This is a genomic window from Oceanobacillus sp. FSL W7-1304, assembly GCF_037969805.1.
GTDB classification, from domain to species: Bacteria; Bacillota; Bacilli; order Bacillales; family Amphibacillaceae; genus Oceanobacillus; species Oceanobacillus profundus.
In genome coordinates this window covers 1,874,611-1,895,055 of the sequence record NZ_CP150211.1, presented here as the reverse complement: position 1 = coordinate 1,895,055, position 20,445 = coordinate 1,874,611, and the positions used below count along the sequence as shown (strand labels likewise).

The window sequence follows — 20,445 nt, the reverse complement described above, 5'->3', positions numbered from 1 at the left end:
AAAAAAATAATGAAGCAAATGAAACAACTTTCCCAAGGCAGCAGTGAACGAAGACATAAACGTTATCGGCGAGGCAGCAGCGATCGAAAAAAGCGTTATTATCACCGGGGCAGCAGTAGCAGCAATCGGCGGTATAAACGATCGCCAATGAGTGGAAGCAGCTACTACAAACGGAGAGGAAGAAGCAGCAGCTAATTTTTACTCAAAGGCTCTTGTGCTTTAAGTGCGCTCTGAAGATCAGCTGAAATTTCATTCATATTTGAGTATGGTTCATTAATTTGTACTAACCTTTTCAATAAATAAACGGTTTCCTTTTTTAAAGAAAGTTCTTCTGTCCAAGGAAGGGCTTTTTTATTTTTTGAAGAGTATGTTGTATAAAGCAAAAATAAAAGTATTTCTCCTAAATCGTAATAATCTTGTTGCTTCAATTTTAGAATACCTTCATGTGAGTGATGAGGATCGACTGTAGCGCTATACTTTGCCAAACCAAAATCGATCAAAAATAAATCCTTCTTGTTTAGTAAAATGTTTGGGATACGTAAATCTTGATGGTAAATGCCCTTGCTGTGAATGTAATCAACTAATTCAAGCAGATAAGAGAGAATTAGTAATGAATCTTTCTCATTAAAAGCTTTTTTACTTGAGAAAATTTGGTCTTCCAGATTATCACCTTCCATTAAACTCATGACATAAAATAAGTTTCTGTTCGATGAAAAGGATTCAATTAACATCGGAATATGTTTGTGGCTCAGTGTACGCAAAACAACGATTTCATTTTCAAACAACTCCATTTCATTTTTACTGCGGTGCTTACTTGGTCGAAGCTGTTTGACTACTCTTTTCTCGTTAGCTTTTAAATCTTTACACAGATAAACTATTCCAAAGCTTCCAACTCCTATAACACTTAAAACTTCGTAGCGATCGTTCAACATTACTCCATTTTTAATCGGTCTATCTACAATAAGCTGAAATATTTTTCGAATTATACGCAAAGTTAGATTCAAACCTTTCCAAATTAAATCCATATAGATAACAATTTAAATATATTGGTAGTACATTCAGTAAGTATACATCCATATTTTTCTTATGACGATACTTAATCGGAAGTTCCTCTTTTGTGATTTATGGTAACGCATGATGAAACAAGGTGATGATTACTTATCTTTCTATATATTTTACACAAAATCCTCGTGAATTTAGATATAGATTATTTTGTTGTACGTGTATAAATATAGAAAAATAAACCAACCTAAACCGAATGAACAATAGGGAGGAATTTTGTATGCCACAATTTGTAAGAGACATCATGACATCTAATGTTATGACAATCAATGAGACTCAATCTGTACAAGAAGCCGCGGCTATTATGAGTCAGTATAATGTTGGGGCTATACCAGTTGTGAACAACAGTGGGCAAATGGTTGGGATTATAACAGACCGTGACATCACGTTGCGTACAACTGCACAAGGTCAAAATGCTCAAACACCAGTTTCTCAAGTAATGACAGCCCAGCAAATGGTACAAGGTACCCCGGATATGGATGTGCATGCGGCTGCACAATTAATGGCCGAGCAGCAAATCCGTCGGTTGCCAGTTGTAGAAAATGGCAAATTGGTTGGGATGATGGCATTGGGAGATTTAGCTGTACAAAATCAATATGCTAATGAGGCTGAACAGGCACTTGCCAGCATTTCCACACCATCTTCTCCACAGTCTTAGAATAGAACAGAGTTTTTTTGCAGTAACTGACAGATCTCGAAAAAGTGTTTCTTAAAATGCTTTTTACACCAGGTCAGGCTTCAGGCTAATCCTAGTGAACAAGTATTTCTGCTCCTATTAATTTTTGAAAGATCTAATTTTGGTTAATGACAAAATAAAGAAATTATGTGTTAAAATGAATAAAGAAAATGGAGAGTAAATCAAGATTTAGGATTTACTCTCCACTTTTATTTTGACATAATTTCTAATGAAAGATAGCGATCATTAACTTAGGAGTGGAACGAGATTGAATAAAAAAGATATAGCAAATATTCGAAAGCAATTCAAAGTGAATAATGATTTATTAAAACTTAATGAAATCTTTAATGTATATATCATGAAAGAATCGAGTGATATTTACCATCATCAAAGTACACCATTTGAGATGCTCGAAGTTGAACAGCAGGAATTATTTATGGCTAATTTTAAAAAAGTATTATCTGGCCAATTGGATGAGAAAGTATTTGAACTAAAATTCCAGCGAGATGTGGAGAATAGCAGTCAGCTTATTCTGCATCAAGGTCTGCTTAGTCCAGATACAGAGGACTGGAAGGAACAAATGCTCAAGCTTGTTGAGAAAATGCTAAAGGATAAGCAATATGAAATGGATATTGTCGTTACGTTTATTCGTGGAGAATATAGAAAGCCGATGAAGCGCCAAAGTGAAGAAGGCGAAGAAAGTGAGAAAAACACCGTTTACTCCCATCCCTTTATCCTATGCAGTATGAATAAGACACTAGATCCGAAAAAGGAATTACTGTTTGATTATGTGGAAAAGGAATTTAAATATAACTTTGTTGTGGACCCAATTATTAATTTAAACGCACCGATATCCGGATTTTTATTCCCTTGTTTTACGGACAATGCGGCAGATGTAAATTATATTCTCTATTCAGCTGGGAAAGCGAACGAATTAAACTATCATTTTATTGAAGAAGTATTAAATGCGGAAGAGGCTATGACTGCCGGGGAGGATAAAATTGTCTTTGAGGAAATTGTGAAAAAGGTTGTAGGCGATCAAATCGATACAGCAACGCTTTCAAATGTATATGAGGAAATCCATAGAGTCGTAGAGGAAAACGAAGAAGAGGACGTGCCAAAACTAGATTATAAGGATGTAGAGAAGGTTCTGAAAAACAGTGGGATAGAAGATATTGATACAGAGAAGGTCGAAACAGCTTTTAAACGAGTGATTGATGATGAATCCTATGAATTAAAAGCGAGCAGTATCATGCCGAAGTATAATTCAAAGTCAATTAAAATTAAGACGAAAATAGCGGATATTTCGATTAGTCCACAAGATTTAAGGTATGTCCGTCAAATCCAATTCGACGGCAAGCTCAGCTTAATGATTGAAGTAGAAGAAAACACGGTCATTGAAGGATTTGAAGTGATTCCAGAGGTTTTATTTGAAAAAAAACAAGAAAATGAAGAATAATGGAGACCCAATTTTAGTTAGAGCCAGCTAGAAAAGCATCATACTTTTCTAGCTGGTATTTTTTAGTCTGCTATTAATTATTCTCCGCCATTCTGCCAAGCGGACCATCTTCAACAATAATATCCTGAATGTTATAAACAGAGATTGGGAACATTGGGAAACCAAATACATATGGGGTAATATCATATAGCTGAAAATATATGACAAGGGTTTTGTCTGCAATGTAGTAGTCTTGGTTCGGAGCGATTTCCTTAAATTCATTAATTAATTGGATATCACGTTGTTTAATCTGTTCTTGAATTAATTGGGAGAGGCGTTCGACATAATTGCTGCCAGGTTTAAATAAATCTTTCAGTTCACAAGGCTTTTGCTTTTTAAGGTCGTAGGTTAAGGAATTAATAAAGGTCATACCATGGGCAGCGTGATAACGGTAAGCATAATTCGTAAAGGTAAAGCTTAGAACATCACGTTGATTATTTTTAATTTCAAAATAACCTAGCATTTCTTCAAGTGTTGTTGGTGAATCTCCAACTTGCTGGTCAATTAGCTGTTGTGTTTTTAGAACAATGCTTCGGTTGATTGCTTGCTCAAGCTCTTGATTATGCGTAAGGAAAACTCGTGGATAATAAATAGTCTTATTCACTTCATCGCTTATCTGAAGTGTTTGTATCTCTGTTGGGAGAGAGATAGGCATTTTTCTCATCCTTTTTTAACACATCTTATTCCTAAAAGATGTAAGATGTGAAAACGGTATCGGCAGCACCGTCCTTATTGCAAATTTATATTGTTAATAACAACGAGGTTATCCATGAAATTTGCTTAGATAACCTTTTTTAAGTCAAGGATGGGTATAAAACACGTAATATTTTGTTTATTTAGTGCTGAATTCAAAGGTTTACTTGTTCTTATGTCGAATTATTTTATAAAGATTATTAATAATAGGAGCTGAGCCGATTGAAAAGTACTGAGATGGAAAAGCATTTTAATAAATTAATCAAGCAGCGAGAGGCTTTTTATCATAATAGGACATTGAACTTTGAGCGGGGTTGGAATAGACCTTTTCCTGACAAGTGGTCAATAGGTGAAACGTTATATCATTTGTTCTTAATGGTAAAGTTGTTTAGGCGATTTTCGAATTTCTATATTCCCGTCATGCTGCCACTTGCTTATGTTCGAAAGCAACAATCCTATAAAACAGAAATACATAATATTTATGAAGAATATAAGGACAAAAAGAAAAGATCAATGCGTGCCCCTTTACTGATTATGCCGCCTTCTGGTCTGGATAATAAATGGAATGTTACTGAAATTGAATGGTTTTTGGAATATGAGACAGAACAGCTAAAAAATATACTGAAACATATTCCGCAGGATGTGGCGGGACAAATTTATTATCCAGATCCTATTGCCCATTATCCGAACTTAATTCAAAGCATTCATCTTATCGCTGTACATGAAAAGCATTATTTTGATTTAACCTTAAAATACTTTTCAGAAAGTGATAAAATGTAAATCGCTTACGACCCACAAATTTAGAAGAAATCGTTAAACCTGCTAAAAAAGCTGACTTGACTAAATGCTCCGTCAGCTTTTTTTCATTAAAACGTAAAGCGCATAACTTGTTCGCCTTCATTAATTATTCCTTCTACATCTTGGAAACCTAATTTTTCGTAAACATATTTTGCATGTTGATTAACTGGCTCATAAGACAGGGTGATCGTTTGATGGTGCTCTTCTTTCATCGTCTTAATATCATCGATGATAAGTTGAATCGCTTTTACTCCATAACCTTTTCCTTGATGCTTTTGATCAATCATCATTCGATAAATCCAGTACTCATTATCCTCTTCGTCCATTCCATAGAGTGCAAATCCAATCATTTCCTCATCAAGATAAATTCCTTTTGCATGGAAGTTTTCAAGAAAATTTAATTGAGCCAGTGAAACCGCATTTGATGCCACAAACCCCACTTGATCTTCCCGAACACGCAGTGAAATAGCCTTCAGCCAATTGTCCTTCGTAATCGTTTCTAAATACACCATATTTATTCCCCCTCTTTTGAATTATACACAATATTTACAACATTTATAGAAATATTTGAAGCGTCTCCTGCACTATGTTTATTTCTATTTTATAGTACCTAGTTGGTTTTCATAAGCTTGGTTGCTTTCTGACTTTGTATGAAACCAATTTACACAGCTCAAATAATGCCACTTCCCTGCATCGTTCAAAAAGCTGTCACGAAGACATCCTTCTGTGCTCTAAATCACTTCTTAAGTGTGATGTGCTTCACTTAATTCATTGCTTATCCATTTTAAAATGGACTTAAGAAGGATAAGGGAGGCGTCATGAATGGAAATAAACAAAGATATGAAAGAAAAAGTAAATGTTACGGATGAGGAACATTCTTTTAAAGGAGCATTATTTTCTTCTGTTGTTTTTGTTGGAGGATCTATCGTCGCTTTTACATTATTACTCATTGTATTTTATATGATCAGAATTTAACAAGGGAGGTATAAGGATGAAATTACATCGTGCTGAAGAGATTTGGTTAATTGTCGGTGTTGGAATTATTATTTTAGCTATGGTTTTTACTGGTTACCAGGCTTTTGCGCATGGAATGGCACCCCCAAGTGGGATGGAAACACTTGATCCTCAGAAGGTGGATGAAACGGCACCATTTGATAATCCTGGCATTTTTGAGGTTGGAGCGGATGAGTACGAGGTTGTTATGACACTGGAAGCATTTCGGTTTAATCCAAATGAGATTGAAATTCCTGCTGGTTCAGAAGTACATTTTACGATGACATCAAAGGACGTTGTGCACGGTATTCAAGTAATTGGTACAAACATCAATGCGATGGTAACACCTGGACATGTACAACGCATTTCGCAAAAGTTTGATACTCCTGGTGAATATCTAGTCATTTGTAATGAGTACTGTGGTGTTGGGCATCAAATGATGGCAATGACAATTGTTGTGAAATAAAGGAGGGAAGCAAAATGGATTTAGCTGAAAAAAATGTGTTTCATCATAAAATCACGGAAGCATTAGGAGTGAATGCAAAAGATGCAACGTTATCATTAACTTTTTTAGTCGTTTCTTTTACAGCACTATTAATTGGTGGAGTTTTAGGATTGCTGCAAGGTCTAAATCGAGCTGGGTTATTCGAATTGCCAGCATGGTTTGATTATTATCAGACGCTGACAGCACACGGTATTTTATTGCTGCTCGTATTTACGACAACATTTGCTGTTGGTTATTTTTACGCAGCATTATCCCATACACTCGGAGGACTTCTTCCTAAAGTTAGAAACATGGGCTGGATTGCTTTTGGATGCATGGTAATCGGTGTTGTCTTTGTTGCAGCAACTATTATTACGGGTGAAGCTTCGGTTATGTTTACCTTTTATCCCCCAATGCAAGCATCTCCATGGTTTTATATCGGATTAGTATTTCTAGTAGTAGGAATCTGGATTGCTGCATTTGGAGCATTTATCAATGTGGCGCATTGGAGAAAAAACCATAAAGGACAGCATATCCCATTGCTGGCATTCTTTGCAACCGGTGTGTTCGTCATGCTTGTATTTGGAAGTATTGGGGTTGCTGTTGAGGTATTAACGTTGATTCCATGGGCTTTCGGCTGGAAAGAGACCATTAATGTCATGCTTAGCCGGACATTGTTCTGGAGCTTTGGTCACACGCTGGTAAACATTTGGTATTTAACAGCAATTTCTGCATGGTATGTAGCCGTGCCGAAAATTATTGGCGGAAAGGGATTTAGTGATGCATTAACACGTTTAGTCGTTATTCTATTAGTTATACTGAATATTCCAGGAGGCTTCCACCATCAAATTGTTGACCCAGGAATTACAGAAAGCTGGAAATTTATCCACGTATTTATGAGTTTATCCATTGGTTTTCCATCACTCATGACAGCATTTGCAATGTTTGCTGTATTCGAACGTACTGGCAGAAGAAAAGGCGGAAAAGGTCTATTAGGTTGGTTTAAAAAATTACCATGGGGAGACGTTCGTTTCTTAGCTCCATTTATTGCGATGGCTGCCTTTATCCCTGGTGGAGCTGGTGGGATTGCGCAAACAAATAATCAGTTAAACCAAGTCGTCCATAATTCATTATGGGTTGTGGGACATTTCCATTTAACAGTTGGCGTTACCGTTGCATTAACATTTTTCGGGATTTCGTATTGGTTAATTCCATATTTATCAAAACGTAAATTCACATCACAGATTAATCGATTAGGTATTATCCAAACGATTTTATGGACAGTTGGTATGTTGTTTATGGCTGGATCTATGCATGCAGTTGGACTCTTAGGCTCACCACGGAGAACCTCCTATACAACTTACGGGGACCATCAGGCAGCATTAAGCTGGGATCCATATCTGATTTTCCTTGCGATTGGAGGAACACTTCTAATTGTCGCAGTGTTGCTCATGGTTTATATCGCTGTTCATCTGATGTTCTTTGCGCCAAAAGGAAAAACGGAATTTCCAATTGCAGAGCAAGAAGCGGATGCTTACCCTGCACCAAAATGGACGGAAAGATGGGGGCTCACAATTGTATTACTAATTGCAATTGTCGCCATGGGATATGTCGTTCCAATCATTGAAATACTCGATGTACCAGGATCTCCGCCATTTAGAACGTGGTGATTCATTTAAAATCGAAAAGGTAGGGACGTAACTAAAGTGTTAGGCGTGAAAAACGAACGATGCACAAAAATAGCGTAGGAAATATACGTAGACTCCCGCGTGAGGGAGGGCATAGGTGAGACACCGAAGTGCGATAGCACAAGGGGGCTCACCAGCCGCCCTAAGGTGCGCAGAGCATATCTCTGGAGCGGGGCGTTCGGATTTTTCCTATATTAAAACAAGCCCCAGCCTCATGATTAAAAAATCATTGTAGGACGTGATTGTATGATCAAAAAGCGGAGTACATTCGCACTCATCATTGTTATCGTGTTTGGTTTTGGGCTGTTTTTAATTGGTACAGACGGATTTACAGCTTATACAGCTGAACAGGCAAGAACAATGAAGCTGGTTGAAGAAAAGCCAGAGTTTCCTAAGGTAACATTAGAGGATAGCAAGGAAAGGGTATACTCACTTTCTGAATTTCAAGGGAAATACGTCATGTTAACCTTTATTTATACAGCATGCACGGATGTTTGTTTGTTGCTTGAAATGAATCTTGCACAAGTTTATAACCAAATTCCAGAACAATATATCGGTGAGGATATTGTATTTATGAGTATTAGTTTTGATCCTGAAAATGATGATCCAGCAACATTAGAACATTATCGCAACTATTTTAATAGTGATGGGGAAACATGGCGGATGGCAAGAATACCTGACCAGCAAGAACTAGATGGACTATTGGATCGTTTTGGTGTAATCGTCATTCCAGATAATAATGGTCACTTCGCTCATAATGCTGCATTTTATTTAGTCAACCCAGAAGGAAAGCTTGTAGATGTGATGGATTACGAAAATATTGATCAAGCAGCAAGTAAAGTTAATGCTATCCTGCGAACTGAAGTGGGGGATAAGTCATGAAACAACCAATCTATGGATTAGGTATCTATCTATTCTTAATGCTTCCACCTGTAGTTACACTATTGGAATCGATAATGGTTGTTCATATGCATATGCAAATGCCATTACTCGTGATGGTGGGGATGCTGTTCACCCCATTCCTCCAACAAACCTTCCCAGCGTTTTTTGAAAAATGGAATGAAAACGGTGTGCCTGGAATTGTGTTATTTATGATTATCATAAGCTACTGGATGATCCCGCGTACGATGGATGAAGCATTAACCGTTTCTGCCGCAGAAATTTTCAAGTTTATTAGTCTGCCATTCTTAGCTGGAGTCCCACTGCGTGATAGTTGGAGTAAATTAACAATAAAAGGTAAAAACAGCATCTTTATTCTTCTAAGTATCCTTTTTGGAATCATGGCTTGGATTTATATCTTATCCCCGAATCAAATTTGTAATAGCTACTTAATAAAAGAACAAAAGGCACTAGGTTGGACATTTTTATTAACCGGACTATGTATCGTGATTTATTTTATTCAAATGCTATTTATTGATAAAGAAGAATATGGTGAAACATGAGGCAATGAAAAGGAACGCATTCTTAAAATAGAAATGCGTTCTTTTTTCGTGTTATTGCCTGTCATTTCGATTAAACTAAAGGTAGATCATTACCTGAGGGGATTGAAACAGCACATGTCAAAGCAAATAATTCAACAGGAAGAAAAAACGGCTAAAGTAAAAAATCGCAAAAAGCGAAAAAGATTAGCGCTCATTATTGGGGCTTTATGTATCCTGTTATTCTCAACAAAAGCATTTATGGATACCAACATATTTAAAGTGAATCGCGTCCATTTTCAGACGAATAAAATACCAGCTGGCTCTGGCTTCACCATTGTTCAAATTAGTGATGTACATAATAAAGTTTTTGGTGATAACAATGAAAAGTTGTTAGAAACCGTAGAAGGAATAGATGCTGATATTATCGTATTGACGGGTGATCTTGTAGACAGACGGACAACTAGTTTCGATTATGTCTTTTCATTGGTTGAGAGACTGACAGCACTGAATCAGCATGTCTACTTTGTCTCCGGTAACCATGAATGGGACAATCCGAATCGAAAATCTCTCTTGGATGGCCTTGAAAAAAGGAATGTAAAGCTATTAAACAATCAACATACTGAGCTTGCAATAGGCAATACAACACTTAATCTAGCAGGGGTTGATGATGCATCAACTAATCATGAAAATCTTGATAGTGCGTTTGGAAATTTGGATCAAGAAAACTATACGGTTTTACTATCCCATACACCCAGTATGTTGGATAAGCATAATGATATTCCAGCAGATTTAATTTTAAGCGGACATACCCATGGAGGACAAGTGAGAATCCCGTTTATCGGCGCTTTAGTTGCCCCAGACCAAGGGTTTTTCCCTAAGCTTGAGAAGGGGATATATGAATTTGGTACGAACCAGTTTCTTTATATTGATAGTGGTCTTGGCACAAGTGTTGCACCCATCCGTTTCCTTAATCAAAGTCAGCTTAGTGTAATTAAGATTACTGGAGAATAATCAAACAGTGCCTTTCTAGTATCTTTTGGATAGAGTTGAAAGGCACTGTAAGGTTTAAAATAATTCTTCTTTTAATTGTTTTGTATTTAACACCGTATTTCCACTGCTATCTGTTGATATGAGTTGTTTTTTCTTTAGTTGGGTGAGAGTTCTGCTAACGGTTTCTCTGCTTGAACCAATCATGTTTGCTAAATCCTTATTGGTAAAATGCGTCGTTAGTGTAAGCCTTCCTGCCGCAGTTTCTAATCCGTGTTTTTTCCCAAGTCGAAGTAATAATAGAATAATTTGTTCATAGGTGTTACGCAGTATTTTTTCCTCAAGACGGTTTTGCAAATCAACAATTTTATCTCCTAGAACCCGGAAAATTTTAATGCTTACCTCAGGGTTGTTAATTAAAAAGTCTTCAAATAATGGAATCGGAATGAAAGTAAGCACCGCTTCTTCCATTACTTCGGCATGTGCTGGGTAATTATCGTTGCGAAAAAACCCTTGATGCGGAAACATATCTCCACCATTCAAAACATTGATGATTTGTTCTTTGCCGTGGATATCCGTTCGATATATTTTCATTTTTCCTTGATGGATAAAGTATACATTGGTCAGTGGTTCATCTTGCATAAAGACATGAGTACCCTGTCTATATGTTCGATTTTGAGCAATATTTAAAATCGGAGCAATTTCATAATCCGTTAAACTTTTGAAAAGTGGAAAACGCTGTAATAGATTTTTCACTGAATCTGGGTACATTAGGATACCTCCTCCAATTACCTTCTATAAAGCATATCATACCATTCTTTTTCAATATGCATGTGAAAAATGTCACTGTATATCCGTTGATTGTGATTAAAATCACAGAAAACAAGTGCTGTACCTCACAGTCTAGTAAATACAGTGAGCGTATACTTAAAATGTAATAAAAATTAAGGAGGCGTCATCATGAAAAAAGGATTATTATCTATCCTATTTATCGGATTACTATTTTCGCTCGTTGCTTGCGGAGGGGATGAAAATGGTTCAGCAAGTGAAGAAGCTGACAATACGAAAACGACAGCAGAGCAGTCTAACGAAACCAGTGCTTCTGATGAATCGGTGGAAGTAACAAATGAAGTCAATATCGTTGCAACGGACTTTGAGTTTAACCAGGATAAATTTGTCGTTCAATCTGGAGAGGAAGTAACGATTACATTAACAAATGAAGAAGGACACCATGGAATTGCAATTAATGAACTTGGCGTTAAAATTGAGGGGGATGGGGAAGCAGTTATCATTCCGGAGGATCCAGGTGAATATGAAATATACTGTAATATTTTCTGTGGGGAAGGTCACGCAGAGATGGTTGCAACATTAGTTGTTCTATAAGAGGAAGTTCGATTATAAGGTTATCGGGGGTCATTAAATGAACGAAAAGCAATATGCTGCAACCATACATGCACCAGATATTAGACCAAAGATCCGTCATGTAAGGATTCTAGAAACATTTGATCGTTTAAAGTCTGGAGAAATGATGCACCTTTCGAATACGCATGATCCTAAACTGTTATACTATCAATTTTTAATTGAACGAGAAGGTACTTTTCATTGGGAATATGTTGAAGAAGGCCCGGAGGTTTGGAGAGTAGAGATAGAAAAGAGATAATAATTAAAGTAGCCCCTGTCTTTGATGGTCAGGGGTTTCTTATTTATGAAGATAAGTGATAAACCTCACATAAATAGTTATCGAATTAGTCTACACTGAAGCTAAACTACCTGAAAGGGACGAAAGCGATGTTTAATCGAGATTATAATGAAAACCCGTTTATTGTTATATGGGAACTAACCCGTGCTTGTCAGCTGCATTGTCTGCATTGTCGTGCAGAAGCTCAGTATCATAGACACCCATTAGAATTAACGTTTGATGAAGGAAAGAAATTAATCGATGACATATACGATATGGACAATCCCATGCTTGTTTTTACAGGGGGGGATCCGCTAGAACGTCCAGATGTGTTTAATATTGCTGAATACGCAATCCAAAAAGGTGTCTGTGTGTCTATGACACCATCAGCCACACCAAATGTAACCAAAGAGGCGATGCAAAAGGCTAAAGATATTGGACTTGCCAGATGGGCATTTAGTATTGATGGACATTGTAAGGAAGTGCATGACCATTTTCGAGGAACAGAAGGCTCCTTTGACTTAACGATGAATGCGATTAAGTATTTACATGAATTGGATATGCCGCTGCAAATTAATACCGTAATATCCCGATATAATTATGAATACTTAGATGAAATGGCAGAGATGGTTGAAAACCTGAACTGTGTATTATGGAGTGTGTTTTTCCTTGTGCCGACAGGACGAGGGAAAGAATCAGACATGATTACACCTGCTGAACATGAAAAGGTATTCCGATGGTTGTACAAATTATCCAAACGAGTTCCATTTGATATTAAGACAACCGCTGGCCAGCATTATCGGCGTGTCGTTATTCAGCAAAAAATGCGAGAACATACAGGTATGAGTGACAAAGACCAAATTTTCTATGAAGATGCGATGAACCAAGGAAAAACAGGACAGATTGATGGACTTGGACGTGCACCAAAGGGTGTTAATGATGGAAATGGCTTTGTGTTCATTTCCCATACAGGAGATGTGTATCCAAGCGGATTACTGCCAATTCGTGCTGGAAATATCAGACGCACGCCACTTGCAGAAATCTACAGAGAATCAGAGGTCTTTCAAAATTTGCGTAATCCGGATAAATACAAAGGAAAATGCGGGGTATGTGAATTTCGCCATGTTTGCGGAGGATCAAGATCACGCGCATACAATGTAACGGGAGATTATATGGAAAGTGAACCGTATTGTGTTTATATTCCAAGAGCAATGCGTAAAAAAAGAAAAGTATAAAGAACAAAAGTGCAAACGTCCGTTATCGTGAGAAAAATTCGCTAGTCTTTGGGCGATGGATCTGGCCATGGTGTTAAAGTAACGAAGTTGTCCGCAGCATTAGTGCGCTAGCCAATAAAAATCCTGAGTAATATCAACTCAGGATTTTTTCAGCTTGTGTTATATCATTAAATACACCAACATAGTACTTAATCTCGCCAACATTATTCTTCACTGGACTAATGGTAAGTAACTCCGGATACATCTCTCCATTTTTTCGTTTGTTCCATATTTCACCTTCCCAAAAGCCATTTTCATTAATCGAATTCCACATTCCATCATAAAAGCCTGCGTCCTGTTTACCGGATTTTAGAATTGCAGGTGTCTTTCCGAGTACTTCCTCTTTTGTATAACCAGTGATTCGCTCAAAGGCTGGATTAACATTTTGAATGATGCGTTTTTTATTCGTTACCATAATTCCTTCCGCAGCACTTTCGATAATTTTACCTTCAACACTCACTCGTTCCTGATAATACATAAAAATAACAATAACAAAACTTACGAAGGCAAATTCTGACATTAACATGAAAGCAATCGCATGATGACCAGTAATATTTGCAACAGCAGTCAAAAGCAGTGGCGGGAAGAAACCGCCTAGGCCTCCCATTGCGGATACAATACCATTTACAATGCCAGCTTGTTTGGAAAAATACAACGGTACTAATTTAAAGACAGTACCATTTCCAATACCAACCGTAACTCCTACAGCCAGTGCACCAACGGTATACCAAATAATATCAGGTGAGAAGGATAATAGGATGCCCGAAAAGGCAACACCGATAAAAACAAACATTAAAATAATAAATGGATTAAACTTATCTGCAAGCAATCCTCCAACTGGACGAAGCAGGGTGGCAATAATAATAAATACTGCTGTTCGAATCCCAGCATCCACTGGGTCTAATCCAAAATTATCAACCAGAAAACTTGGTAAAAACATAGTGAAGGCTACAAAGGCCCCGAATGTAATGAAATAAAATAAGCTTAGGAACCACAATGTCGTATTTTTATAAACACCTCGAATTTGTTCAACCATGGATTTTTTTACTTTTGCTTCTTTACGATCACCAAAAATAAAAACCAATGCTGAAAATACGACCAAAATAACTAGGAATATCCGTATCGTTCCCTGCCAGCCAATGGAACCAGCTATAATTGGAGCTCCAAACGTTGTAATGGCGGTACCAATATTACCAACACCGTACACCCCATTAATAAAGCCGTGTTTTTCTTTTGGGTAATATTTCGGCAGTGATGTAACTCCGATGGAAAAGGTTGCTCCACCAATACCTAGTATGAGTCCTCCAATTACAAGATCGGTAAAGGAACTCGCTGCACTTAGGTAAAAAACAGGAAATAAAAGAATGAGAAAGCTAATTAAGAAAATAATTCTTGCGCCAAATCGATCAGCATAAAAACCAATTGGTATGCGCATGAGGGAGCCCAAAATAACTGGAATAGCCGTTATAATTGACGCTTGCCCAGAAGTCAGCGGAATATCTGCTGTGATATATGGCATTAGCGACGAAATGAGTACCCACACCATAAACCCAACAACTAAACTGGATGTTTGTAATGAAAGCTGTAAACCCGGTTTCTTCAAAATAAATCATACCTTTCTCTGGATAATCTTTAATTTACTTCTGTAATTGGTTATAAGTTTAACGAGGCTTGCCGGAATTAGTAGTGAAAAACATCACATAATCTGTGACCGATTTTTGAATAAATTCACACACAACCATTTAAATATTATTTATGTCTAAAATTTGACATCTCATAAAGGTGTGATGTATTTCACAACATGTATGGGATGGGATGTTTAACATTGGAGTTAGAAGAAAGCAATTTACATGGAGGGACAATGATGAAGAAGAAACCATCTCCACTTTGGCAACGATTGAACTATTTAAAACCAAAAGAAACATATTCCAATAATCATAGTCAATTACAAGAAGGTAACCGTGACTGGGAAAATGTATATCGGAGAAGATGGCAGCATGATAAGGTTATTCGATCAACACATGGGGTCAACTGTACCGGATCATGCAGCTGGAATATTTATGTGAAAGACGGGATTGTCACATGGGAAGGCCAACAATTGGACTATCCAACAACAGGTCCAGATATGCCGGAATTTGAACCCCGCGGCTGTCCAAGGGGAGCGAGCTTCTCTTGGTATATTTACAGTCCATTACGTGTGAAATATCCATATGTACGGAAAAGATTATTGACATTATGGAGAGAAGCATTAGCAACTTATGATAATCCTTTGGAAGCTTGGAAGAGCATTGTCGAGGACAAAGAAAAAGCGAATTCCTATAAACAAGCAAGAGGGAAGGGCGGACTAGCCCGAGCAGACTGGGAAGAGGTAACAAAGCTTGTAGCTGCATCTTCCTTATATACGATCGTGAAATATGGACCAGATCGAAATGTTGGTTTTTCTCCAATTCCTGCGATGTCCATGATCAGCCATGCAGCCGGAAGTCGCTTTATGCAATTAATGGGCGGTCCAATGCTTAGCTTCTATGATTGGTATGCCGACTTGCCACCAGCCTCTCCGCAAATTTGGGGAGATCAAACAGATGTACCAGAGAGCTCAGACTGGTTTAACTCAAGCTATATTATCACATGGGGTTCGAATGTGCCGATGACACGTACACCAGACGCTCACTTTTTAGTGGAAGCTCGTTATAAAGGAACGAAAGTTGTATCCGTTAGTCCGGACTATGCTGAATCAACGACCTTCTCTGATGACTGGTTATCAGTAAGGCAGGGAACTGATGGTGCAGTTGCGATGGCAATGGGGCATGTAATCTTAAATGAATTTTATGATAAAAATATGACACCATACTTTGAGGATTATGCAAAGCAATATACCGATTTTCCATTCTCTGTTCGTTTAAAAGAAGATAATGGAATGTTTGTGGCAGACAGATTCCTAAATGAAGCTGATCTTGGCACTGCTTCAGAGAATAATGAATGGAAGCCTGCTATGTATAATCAAGCAACAGGTAAATTCTCTATTCCGCATGGAACGATGGGTTCTCGTTGGGATGATAAAGGAAACTGGAACTTGAAGCTTATTGATGAAAACACAAATGAAAAAATTGAACCTGTATTGAGTTTTCTAGGAATAGAAGACGAGGTGGTATATGTCAATATGCCATATTTTGATGCGGAAACTAGAAAAGTTTTGCCACGTGCGGTTCCAGTGAAAAAAGTAGAGTTAAATGGAAAAACTGAATACATTGCGACCGTCTATGACTTGATGCTTGCCAACTATGGTATTGACCGTGGTCTTGGTGGAGAAGTGGCAAGCTCTTATGATGAGATTGCACCATTCTCACCAGCATGGCAAGAAGAGATAACAGGTGTTGACCGCAACCTCGTCATTAAAATTGCACGTGAATTTGCACAAAATGCGGTGGATACAAAAGGTCGTTCCATGATTATCGTTGGTGCCGGAATTAACCATTGGTTTAACTCAGATACGATTTACCGTGCAGTTGTCAACCTTGTTCTAATGGTAGGCGCACAAGGTGTAAATGGCGGAGGCTGGGCCCATTATGTTGGACAAGAAAAATTACGGCCTGCAGAAGGCTGGAATACGATTGCAACTGCTAAAGATTGGGGCGGCCCAGCTAAACTGCAAAACGGTACATCCTTTTTCTACTTTGCAACCGACCAATGGCGCTTTGAGGAAACACCAGTTAGTGACCTTACCGCTGCAAATGAAAAGGCAAGATACGAACATCACGGGGACTACAATGTGTTAGCTGCTCGCCTTGGCTGGCTGCCATCTTATCCAACATTCAATAAAAACGGAATTGATCTCTATAAGGAAGCAGTAGCAAGTGGCTATGAAACAACGGAAGATATTGGGAAATATGTGGCTAAGCAATTAAAAGAAAAAGAGCTGCAATTTGCAATTGAAGATCCAGATAACCCGGTCAATTTCCCAAGAAACTTATTTGTGTGGCGTGCCAACTTAATCTCCAGTTCAGGAAAAGGGCATGAGTACTTCCTTAAACATTTACTAGGAACATCCCATGGACTTTTAAACGATGATGAAGAGAGCATTCGTCCTGAGGAAATTAAATGGCGGGAAGAAGCACCGGAAGGGAAACTTGATTTATTAATTAACCTTGACTTCCGGATGGCTGGAACGGCACTTTACTCAGATGTCATCCTACCTGCATCAACTTGGTATGAAAAACACGACTTATCCAGTACGGATATGCATCCATTTGTACATCCATTTAATCCAGCAATAGCATCACCATGGGAAGCGAAATCGGACTGGGATATCTTTAAAGCTTTAGCCAAGGGTGTTTCTGATTTAGCTGAGGAAATTGATATGGAGACAATCAAGGAAATCGTAGCAACACCATTGCTGCACGATACAAAAGCAGAAATGGCCCAGCCATTAGGTCGAATTAAAGACTGGTCCAAAGGTGAATGTGAACCTATTCCGGGTAAAACAATGCCACAAATTCATGTGGTGGAACGTGATTACAAACAAATTTATAACAAGATGACAGCACTTGGACCAAATGTTGCAACACAGCCTTATGGTGGAAAAGGTATCAACTGGAATATGGAAAAAGAGTACGAACAAGTGAAACATACACTTGGAACGGTGGATAATGGAACGATTGCCGATGGCTGTCCAGATATTACACATGCTAAAGATGCATGTGAAGCAATCTTAATGCTTTCCTCTACAACGAATGGAAAAGTAGCTGTAAAAGCATGGGAAGCATTAGAAGAAGTAACAGAACTTGAGTTAAAAGATTTAGCAGAGGAAAGAGAAGAAGAGTTATTTACATTTGAAAAAATAACGGCACAACCAATGACGGTTATTACGTCACCAGCTTTTAGCGGCTCCGAAAAAGGCGGCAGAAGGTATTCCCCTTTTACAACAAATATTGAACGATTGATTCCATTTCGAACCATTACAGGAAGGCAATCATACTTCCTGGATCATGAAATGATGAAGGAATTTGGGGAATCATTTGCCGTATTCAAGCCAATTTTGAACCATAAGCCATTCCGTTCAAAAAGACCAGAAGTGGAAGGAAAAGAAATTACGCTGAATTATCTTACCCCGCATAATAAATGGTCGATTCATAGCATGTACTTTGATGCACAGCCAATGTTAACTCTATTCCGAGGTGGTCCAACGGTTTGGCTAAATAAAGATGATGCAGCGGAAATTGATGTAGAGGATAATGATTGGATTGAATGCTTCAACCGTAATGGAGTCGTAGTAGCAAGAGCGGTTGTTTCCCATCGTATCCCAAGAACAATGGCTTTTATGCATCATGCTCAAGATCGTCATATTCATACACCTGGAACAAGCCTTACGAAAAATCGTGGTGGCACGCATAATAGTCCAACGAGAATCCATGTAAAACCAACCCATATGATTGGTGGATATGCCCAATTAAGCTATGGATTTAATTACTATGGGCCAACAGGAAACCAACGTGACTTGAATGTTGTGATTCGGAAAATGAAGGAGGTAGATTGGCTTGAAAATTAAAGCACAGGTCGGGATGGTAATGAACCTCGATAAGTGTATTGGCTGTCATACATGTAGTGTGACATGCAAGAACACATGGACAAACCGCCCAGGTGCCGAATACATGTATTTTAATAATGTAGAAACAAAGCCTGGAATTGGCTACCCAAAGCAGTGGGAAGATCAAGAAAAATATAAAGGTGGCTGGGAGCTTCACAACCATGAGTTAAGGTTAAAATCAGGCTCAAAAACGAATCGGCTACTAAACTTGTTTTACAACCCAAACCAGCCAGAAATGGACGATTATTTTGAACCGTGGAACTATGATTATGAAACATTAACAAATAGTAAGGAACGCAAGCATCAGCCTGTTGCTAGAGCCAAATCTGCGGTGACAGGAGAATTCATGGATTTGGAATGGGGACCAAACTGGGAGGATGACTTAGCTGGTGGCCATATTACAGGACTGCGTGATCCAAACGTCGTGCAGATGGAAGAATCCATTAAAACGGAATTCGAAGATGTATTCATGATGTATCTGCCACGTATTTGTGAGCATTGCATTAACGCACCATGTGTATCCTCCTGTCCATCTGGAGCAATGTATAAACGGGATGAAGATGGAATCGTACTAGTGGACCAAAATGCATGTCGTGCATGGAGACATTGTGTGACTTCTTGTCCGTATAAAAAAGTGTATTTTAACTGGAAAACAAACAAAGCTGAAAAATGTACGATGTGTTTCCCGAGAATCGAAAATGGCCAGCCAACGATTTGTGCAGAAACATGTGTTGGACGGATTCGTTATATCGGAATCATGTTATATGATGCAGACCGTGTGTTGGAAGCAGCATCTGTAGAGGATGAAAAGGAATTATATCATGCACAGCTTGGTATTTTCCTTGATCCAAATGACCCGGAAGTTATCAAGCAAGCCAAAAAAGATGGAATTCCAATGGACTGGATTGAAGCAGCTCAAAAATCTCCACTTTATAAAATGATAATAGACTGGAAGATTGCTCTGCCATTACATCCAGAATACAGAACAATGCCAATGGTATGGTACATTCCGCCACTAAGCCCGGTTATGAACATGATTGAAGGAAAAGGAAGTACTGCAGATACAGAAGACATTTTCCCTGCAATTGATAACATGCGGATTCCAATTGAATACCTTGCAAATCTATTAACTGCTGGAGATACCGGGCATATTCGTACGGTTCTAAAGAAAATGGCAGTCATGCGTAACTTTATGCGAGCTGAACAAACTGGAAAGGAATTTGATTCTGATGTCCTTTCCGATCTCGGTTTAACTGAAAAAGCAATCAAAGAAATGTATCGCCTCTTAGCGATTGCTAAATATGAAGACAGATTTGTGATTCCGCATAGCCACAAAGAAGAAGTTGCTGATTTGTATGAAGAACAAGGAGCTTGCGGCTTAGACTTTGCCGGAGGCCCAGGAAGCTGCGGCGTGCTGCAATAATAAGATATACGGTCACTCATGAAGATGATGAGTGACCGAACAGAGGAAAATAAAAGAGAAGCGGTCACTGATAGAGGCGATGAGTGCCCGAACAGAGGAAAATAAAAGAGAAGCGGTCACTGATAGAGGCGATGAGTGCCCGAACAGAGGAAAATAAAAGAGAAGCGGTCACTGATAGAGGCAATG

General features: G+C 38.3%; 19 protein-coding genes. 14 read left to right on the top strand and 5 right to left on the bottom strand.

Translation table 11 applies throughout. From position 1 onward, the window contains the following. Positions 1-191 precede the first annotated feature (191 nt). Positions 192-1,025 (bottom strand): protein kinase, encoded by an 834-nt coding sequence (locus NYE61_RS09565; protein ID WP_303450294.1) that lies wholly within the window; start codon positions 1,023-1,025, stop codon positions 192-194. 257 nt (positions 1,026-1,282) lie between these two features. On the opposite strand from NYE61_RS09565, the gene NYE61_RS09560 reads away from it, so the two are divergent. Beyond that, a complete protein-coding gene (locus NYE61_RS09560; RefSeq protein ID WP_095314331.1) occupies positions 1,283-1,720 on the top strand; it encodes a CBS domain-containing protein in 438 nt (145 codons plus the stop codon). Between the two features lie 286 nt (positions 1,721-2,006). Then, positions 2,007-3,197, top strand: coding sequence for a DUF4317 domain-containing protein (locus NYE61_RS09555; RefSeq protein ID WP_095314329.1), 1,191 nt, complete (start codon positions 2,007-2,009; stop codon positions 3,195-3,197). Between the two features lie 73 nt (positions 3,198-3,270). Here NYE61_RS09555 and NYE61_RS09550 read toward each other — a convergent pair whose 3' ends face one another. After that, positions 3,271-3,891, bottom strand: a complete 621-nt coding sequence (locus NYE61_RS09550; RefSeq protein WP_303450288.1) for a DUF3298 and DUF4163 domain-containing protein — start codon at positions 3,889-3,891, stop codon at positions 3,271-3,273. 260 nt (positions 3,892-4,151) lie between these two features. Here NYE61_RS09550 and NYE61_RS09545 point away from each other — a divergent pair, with 260 nt between their 5' ends. After that, complete coding sequence (locus NYE61_RS09545; RefSeq protein WP_303450285.1) at positions 4,152-4,709, top strand: DinB family protein; 558 nt, start codon at positions 4,152-4,154, stop codon at positions 4,707-4,709. Positions 4,710-4,795: 86 nt separating this feature from the next. Here the strand turns inward: NYE61_RS09545 and NYE61_RS09540 are convergent, their stop codons facing one another. Continuing rightward, positions 4,796-5,239 carry a GNAT family N-acetyltransferase gene (locus NYE61_RS09540; RefSeq protein ID WP_303450282.1) on the bottom strand — a complete coding sequence of 148 codons (444 nt, stop codon included), beginning with the start codon at positions 5,237-5,239 and terminating at the stop codon, positions 4,796-4,798. 310 nt (positions 5,240-5,549) lie between these two features. On the opposite strand from NYE61_RS09540, the gene NYE61_RS09535 reads away from it, so the two are divergent. The 6 genes from NYE61_RS09535 (at position 5,550) to NYE61_RS09510 (ending at position 10,324) form a co-directional block, all read left to right on the top strand. After that, a complete protein-coding gene (locus tag NYE61_RS09535) occupies positions 5,550-5,702 on the top strand; it encodes a hypothetical protein (protein ID WP_158586280.1) in 153 nt (50 codons plus the stop codon). Between the two features lie 16 nt (positions 5,703-5,718). Next, positions 5,719-6,186, top strand: coding sequence for a cytochrome c oxidase subunit II (locus NYE61_RS09530; protein WP_095314322.1), 468 nt, complete (start codon positions 5,719-5,721; stop codon positions 6,184-6,186). 14 nt (positions 6,187-6,200) lie between these two features. Then, positions 6,201-7,874: a cbb3-type cytochrome c oxidase subunit I gene (locus tag NYE61_RS09525; protein ID WP_303450274.1), complete on the top strand. Its 1,674-nt coding sequence runs from the start codon at positions 6,201-6,203 to the stop codon at positions 7,872-7,874. A gap of 264 nt (positions 7,875-8,138) precedes the next feature. Then, on the top strand, positions 8,139-8,774 hold the full coding sequence (locus NYE61_RS09520; protein ID WP_149473124.1) for an SCO family protein: 636 nt from the start codon (positions 8,139-8,141) through the stop codon (positions 8,772-8,774). Next, complete coding sequence (locus NYE61_RS09515; RefSeq protein ID WP_303450262.1) at positions 8,771-9,334, top strand: hypothetical protein; 564 nt, start codon at positions 8,771-8,773, stop codon at positions 9,332-9,334. Before NYE61_RS09520 ends, NYE61_RS09515 begins: the two co-directional genes overlap by 4 nt. Before the next feature lie 114 nt (positions 9,335-9,448). After that, a complete protein-coding gene (locus NYE61_RS09510) occupies positions 9,449-10,324 on the top strand; it encodes a metallophosphoesterase (protein WP_303450259.1) in 876 nt (291 codons plus the stop codon). A gap of 54 nt (positions 10,325-10,378) precedes the next feature. Here the strand turns inward: NYE61_RS09510 and NYE61_RS09505 are convergent, their stop codons facing one another. Then, positions 10,379-11,071 (bottom strand): Crp/Fnr family transcriptional regulator, encoded by a 693-nt coding sequence (locus NYE61_RS09505; RefSeq protein ID WP_118889953.1) that lies wholly within the window; start codon positions 11,069-11,071, stop codon positions 10,379-10,381. 189 nt (positions 11,072-11,260) lie between these two features. Here NYE61_RS09505 and NYE61_RS09500 point away from each other — a divergent pair, with 189 nt between their 5' ends. The 3 genes from NYE61_RS09500 to NYE61_RS09490 all read left to right on the top strand — a co-directional run bounded on the left by NYE61_RS09500 (position 11,261) and on the right by NYE61_RS09490 (position 13,213). Then, a complete protein-coding gene (locus NYE61_RS09500) occupies positions 11,261-11,683 on the top strand; it encodes a cupredoxin domain-containing protein (RefSeq protein WP_303450254.1) in 423 nt (140 codons plus the stop codon). Between the two features lie 37 nt (positions 11,684-11,720). Next, positions 11,721-11,960 (top strand): DUF2249 domain-containing protein, encoded by a 240-nt coding sequence (locus NYE61_RS09495; protein WP_095314309.1) that lies wholly within the window; start codon positions 11,721-11,723, stop codon positions 11,958-11,960. A gap of 128 nt (positions 11,961-12,088) precedes the next feature. After that, positions 12,089-13,213 carry a TIGR04053 family radical SAM/SPASM domain-containing protein gene (locus tag NYE61_RS09490; RefSeq protein ID WP_303450249.1) on the top strand — a complete coding sequence of 375 codons (1,125 nt, stop codon included), beginning with the start codon at positions 12,089-12,091 and terminating at the stop codon, positions 13,211-13,213. A gap of 133 nt (positions 13,214-13,346) precedes the next feature. Here NYE61_RS09490 and NYE61_RS09485 read toward each other — a convergent pair whose 3' ends face one another. Then, a complete protein-coding gene (locus tag NYE61_RS09485) occupies positions 13,347-14,858 on the bottom strand; it encodes an MFS transporter (protein ID WP_303450397.1) in 1,512 nt (503 codons plus the stop codon). A 255-nt stretch (positions 14,859-15,113) separates the two neighbouring features. Here NYE61_RS09485 and NYE61_RS09480 point away from each other — a divergent pair, with 255 nt between their 5' ends. Continuing rightward, entirely contained in the window at positions 15,114-18,797 is a 3,684-nt protein-coding gene (locus NYE61_RS09480; protein WP_303450393.1) for a nitrate reductase subunit alpha, read from the top strand. Beyond that, on the top strand, positions 18,787-20,259 hold the full coding sequence (gene narH, locus NYE61_RS09475) for a nitrate reductase subunit beta (protein WP_095314302.1): 1,473 nt from the start codon (positions 18,787-18,789) through the stop codon (positions 20,257-20,259). The genes NYE61_RS09480 and narH overlap by 11 nt, the downstream gene beginning before the upstream one ends. Positions 20,260-20,445 lie beyond the last annotated feature (186 nt).

Bases quoted from the DNA above. Each gene is read 5' to 3' on its own strand.
- NYE61_RS09535 (WP_158586280.1), top strand. From the start codon at position 5,550: ATGGAAATAAACAAAGATATGAAAGAAAAAGTAAATGTTACGGATGAG.
- NYE61_RS09565 (WP_303450294.1), bottom strand. From the start codon at position 1,025: ATGGATTTAATTTGGAAAGGTTTGAATCTAACTTTGCGTATAATTCGA.
- NYE61_RS09540 (WP_303450282.1), bottom strand. From the start codon at position 5,239: ATGGTGTATTTAGAAACGATTACGAAGGACAATTGGCTGAAGGCTATT.
- NYE61_RS09530 (WP_095314322.1), top strand. From the start codon at position 5,719: ATGAAATTACATCGTGCTGAAGAGATTTGGTTAATTGTCGGTGTTGGA.
- NYE61_RS09505 (WP_118889953.1), bottom strand. From the start codon at position 11,071: ATGTACCCAGATTCAGTGAAAAATCTATTACAGCGTTTTCCACTTTTC.
- NYE61_RS09520 (WP_149473124.1), top strand. From the start codon at position 8,139: ATGATCAAAAAGCGGAGTACATTCGCACTCATCATTGTTATCGTGTTT.
- NYE61_RS09525 (WP_303450274.1), top strand. From the start codon at position 6,201: ATGGATTTAGCTGAAAAAAATGTGTTTCATCATAAAATCACGGAAGCA.
- NYE61_RS09550 (WP_303450288.1), bottom strand. From the start codon at position 3,891: ATGCCTATCTCTCTCCCAACAGAGATACAAACACTTCAGATAAGCGAT.
- NYE61_RS09510 (WP_303450259.1), top strand. From the start codon at position 9,449: ATGTCAAAGCAAATAATTCAACAGGAAGAAAAAACGGCTAAAGTAAAA.
- NYE61_RS09515 (WP_303450262.1), top strand. From the start codon at position 8,771: ATGAAACAACCAATCTATGGATTAGGTATCTATCTATTCTTAATGCTT.
- NYE61_RS09480 (WP_303450393.1), top strand. From the start codon at position 15,114: ATGATGAAGAAGAAACCATCTCCACTTTGGCAACGATTGAACTATTTA.
- NYE61_RS09495 (WP_095314309.1), top strand. From the start codon at position 11,721: ATGAACGAAAAGCAATATGCTGCAACCATACATGCACCAGATATTAGA.
- NYE61_RS09500 (WP_303450254.1), top strand. From the start codon at position 11,261: ATGAAAAAAGGATTATTATCTATCCTATTTATCGGATTACTATTTTCG.
- NYE61_RS09560 (WP_095314331.1), top strand. From the start codon at position 1,283: ATGCCACAATTTGTAAGAGACATCATGACATCTAATGTTATGACAATC.
- NYE61_RS09490 (WP_303450249.1), top strand. From the start codon at position 12,089: ATGTTTAATCGAGATTATAATGAAAACCCGTTTATTGTTATATGGGAA.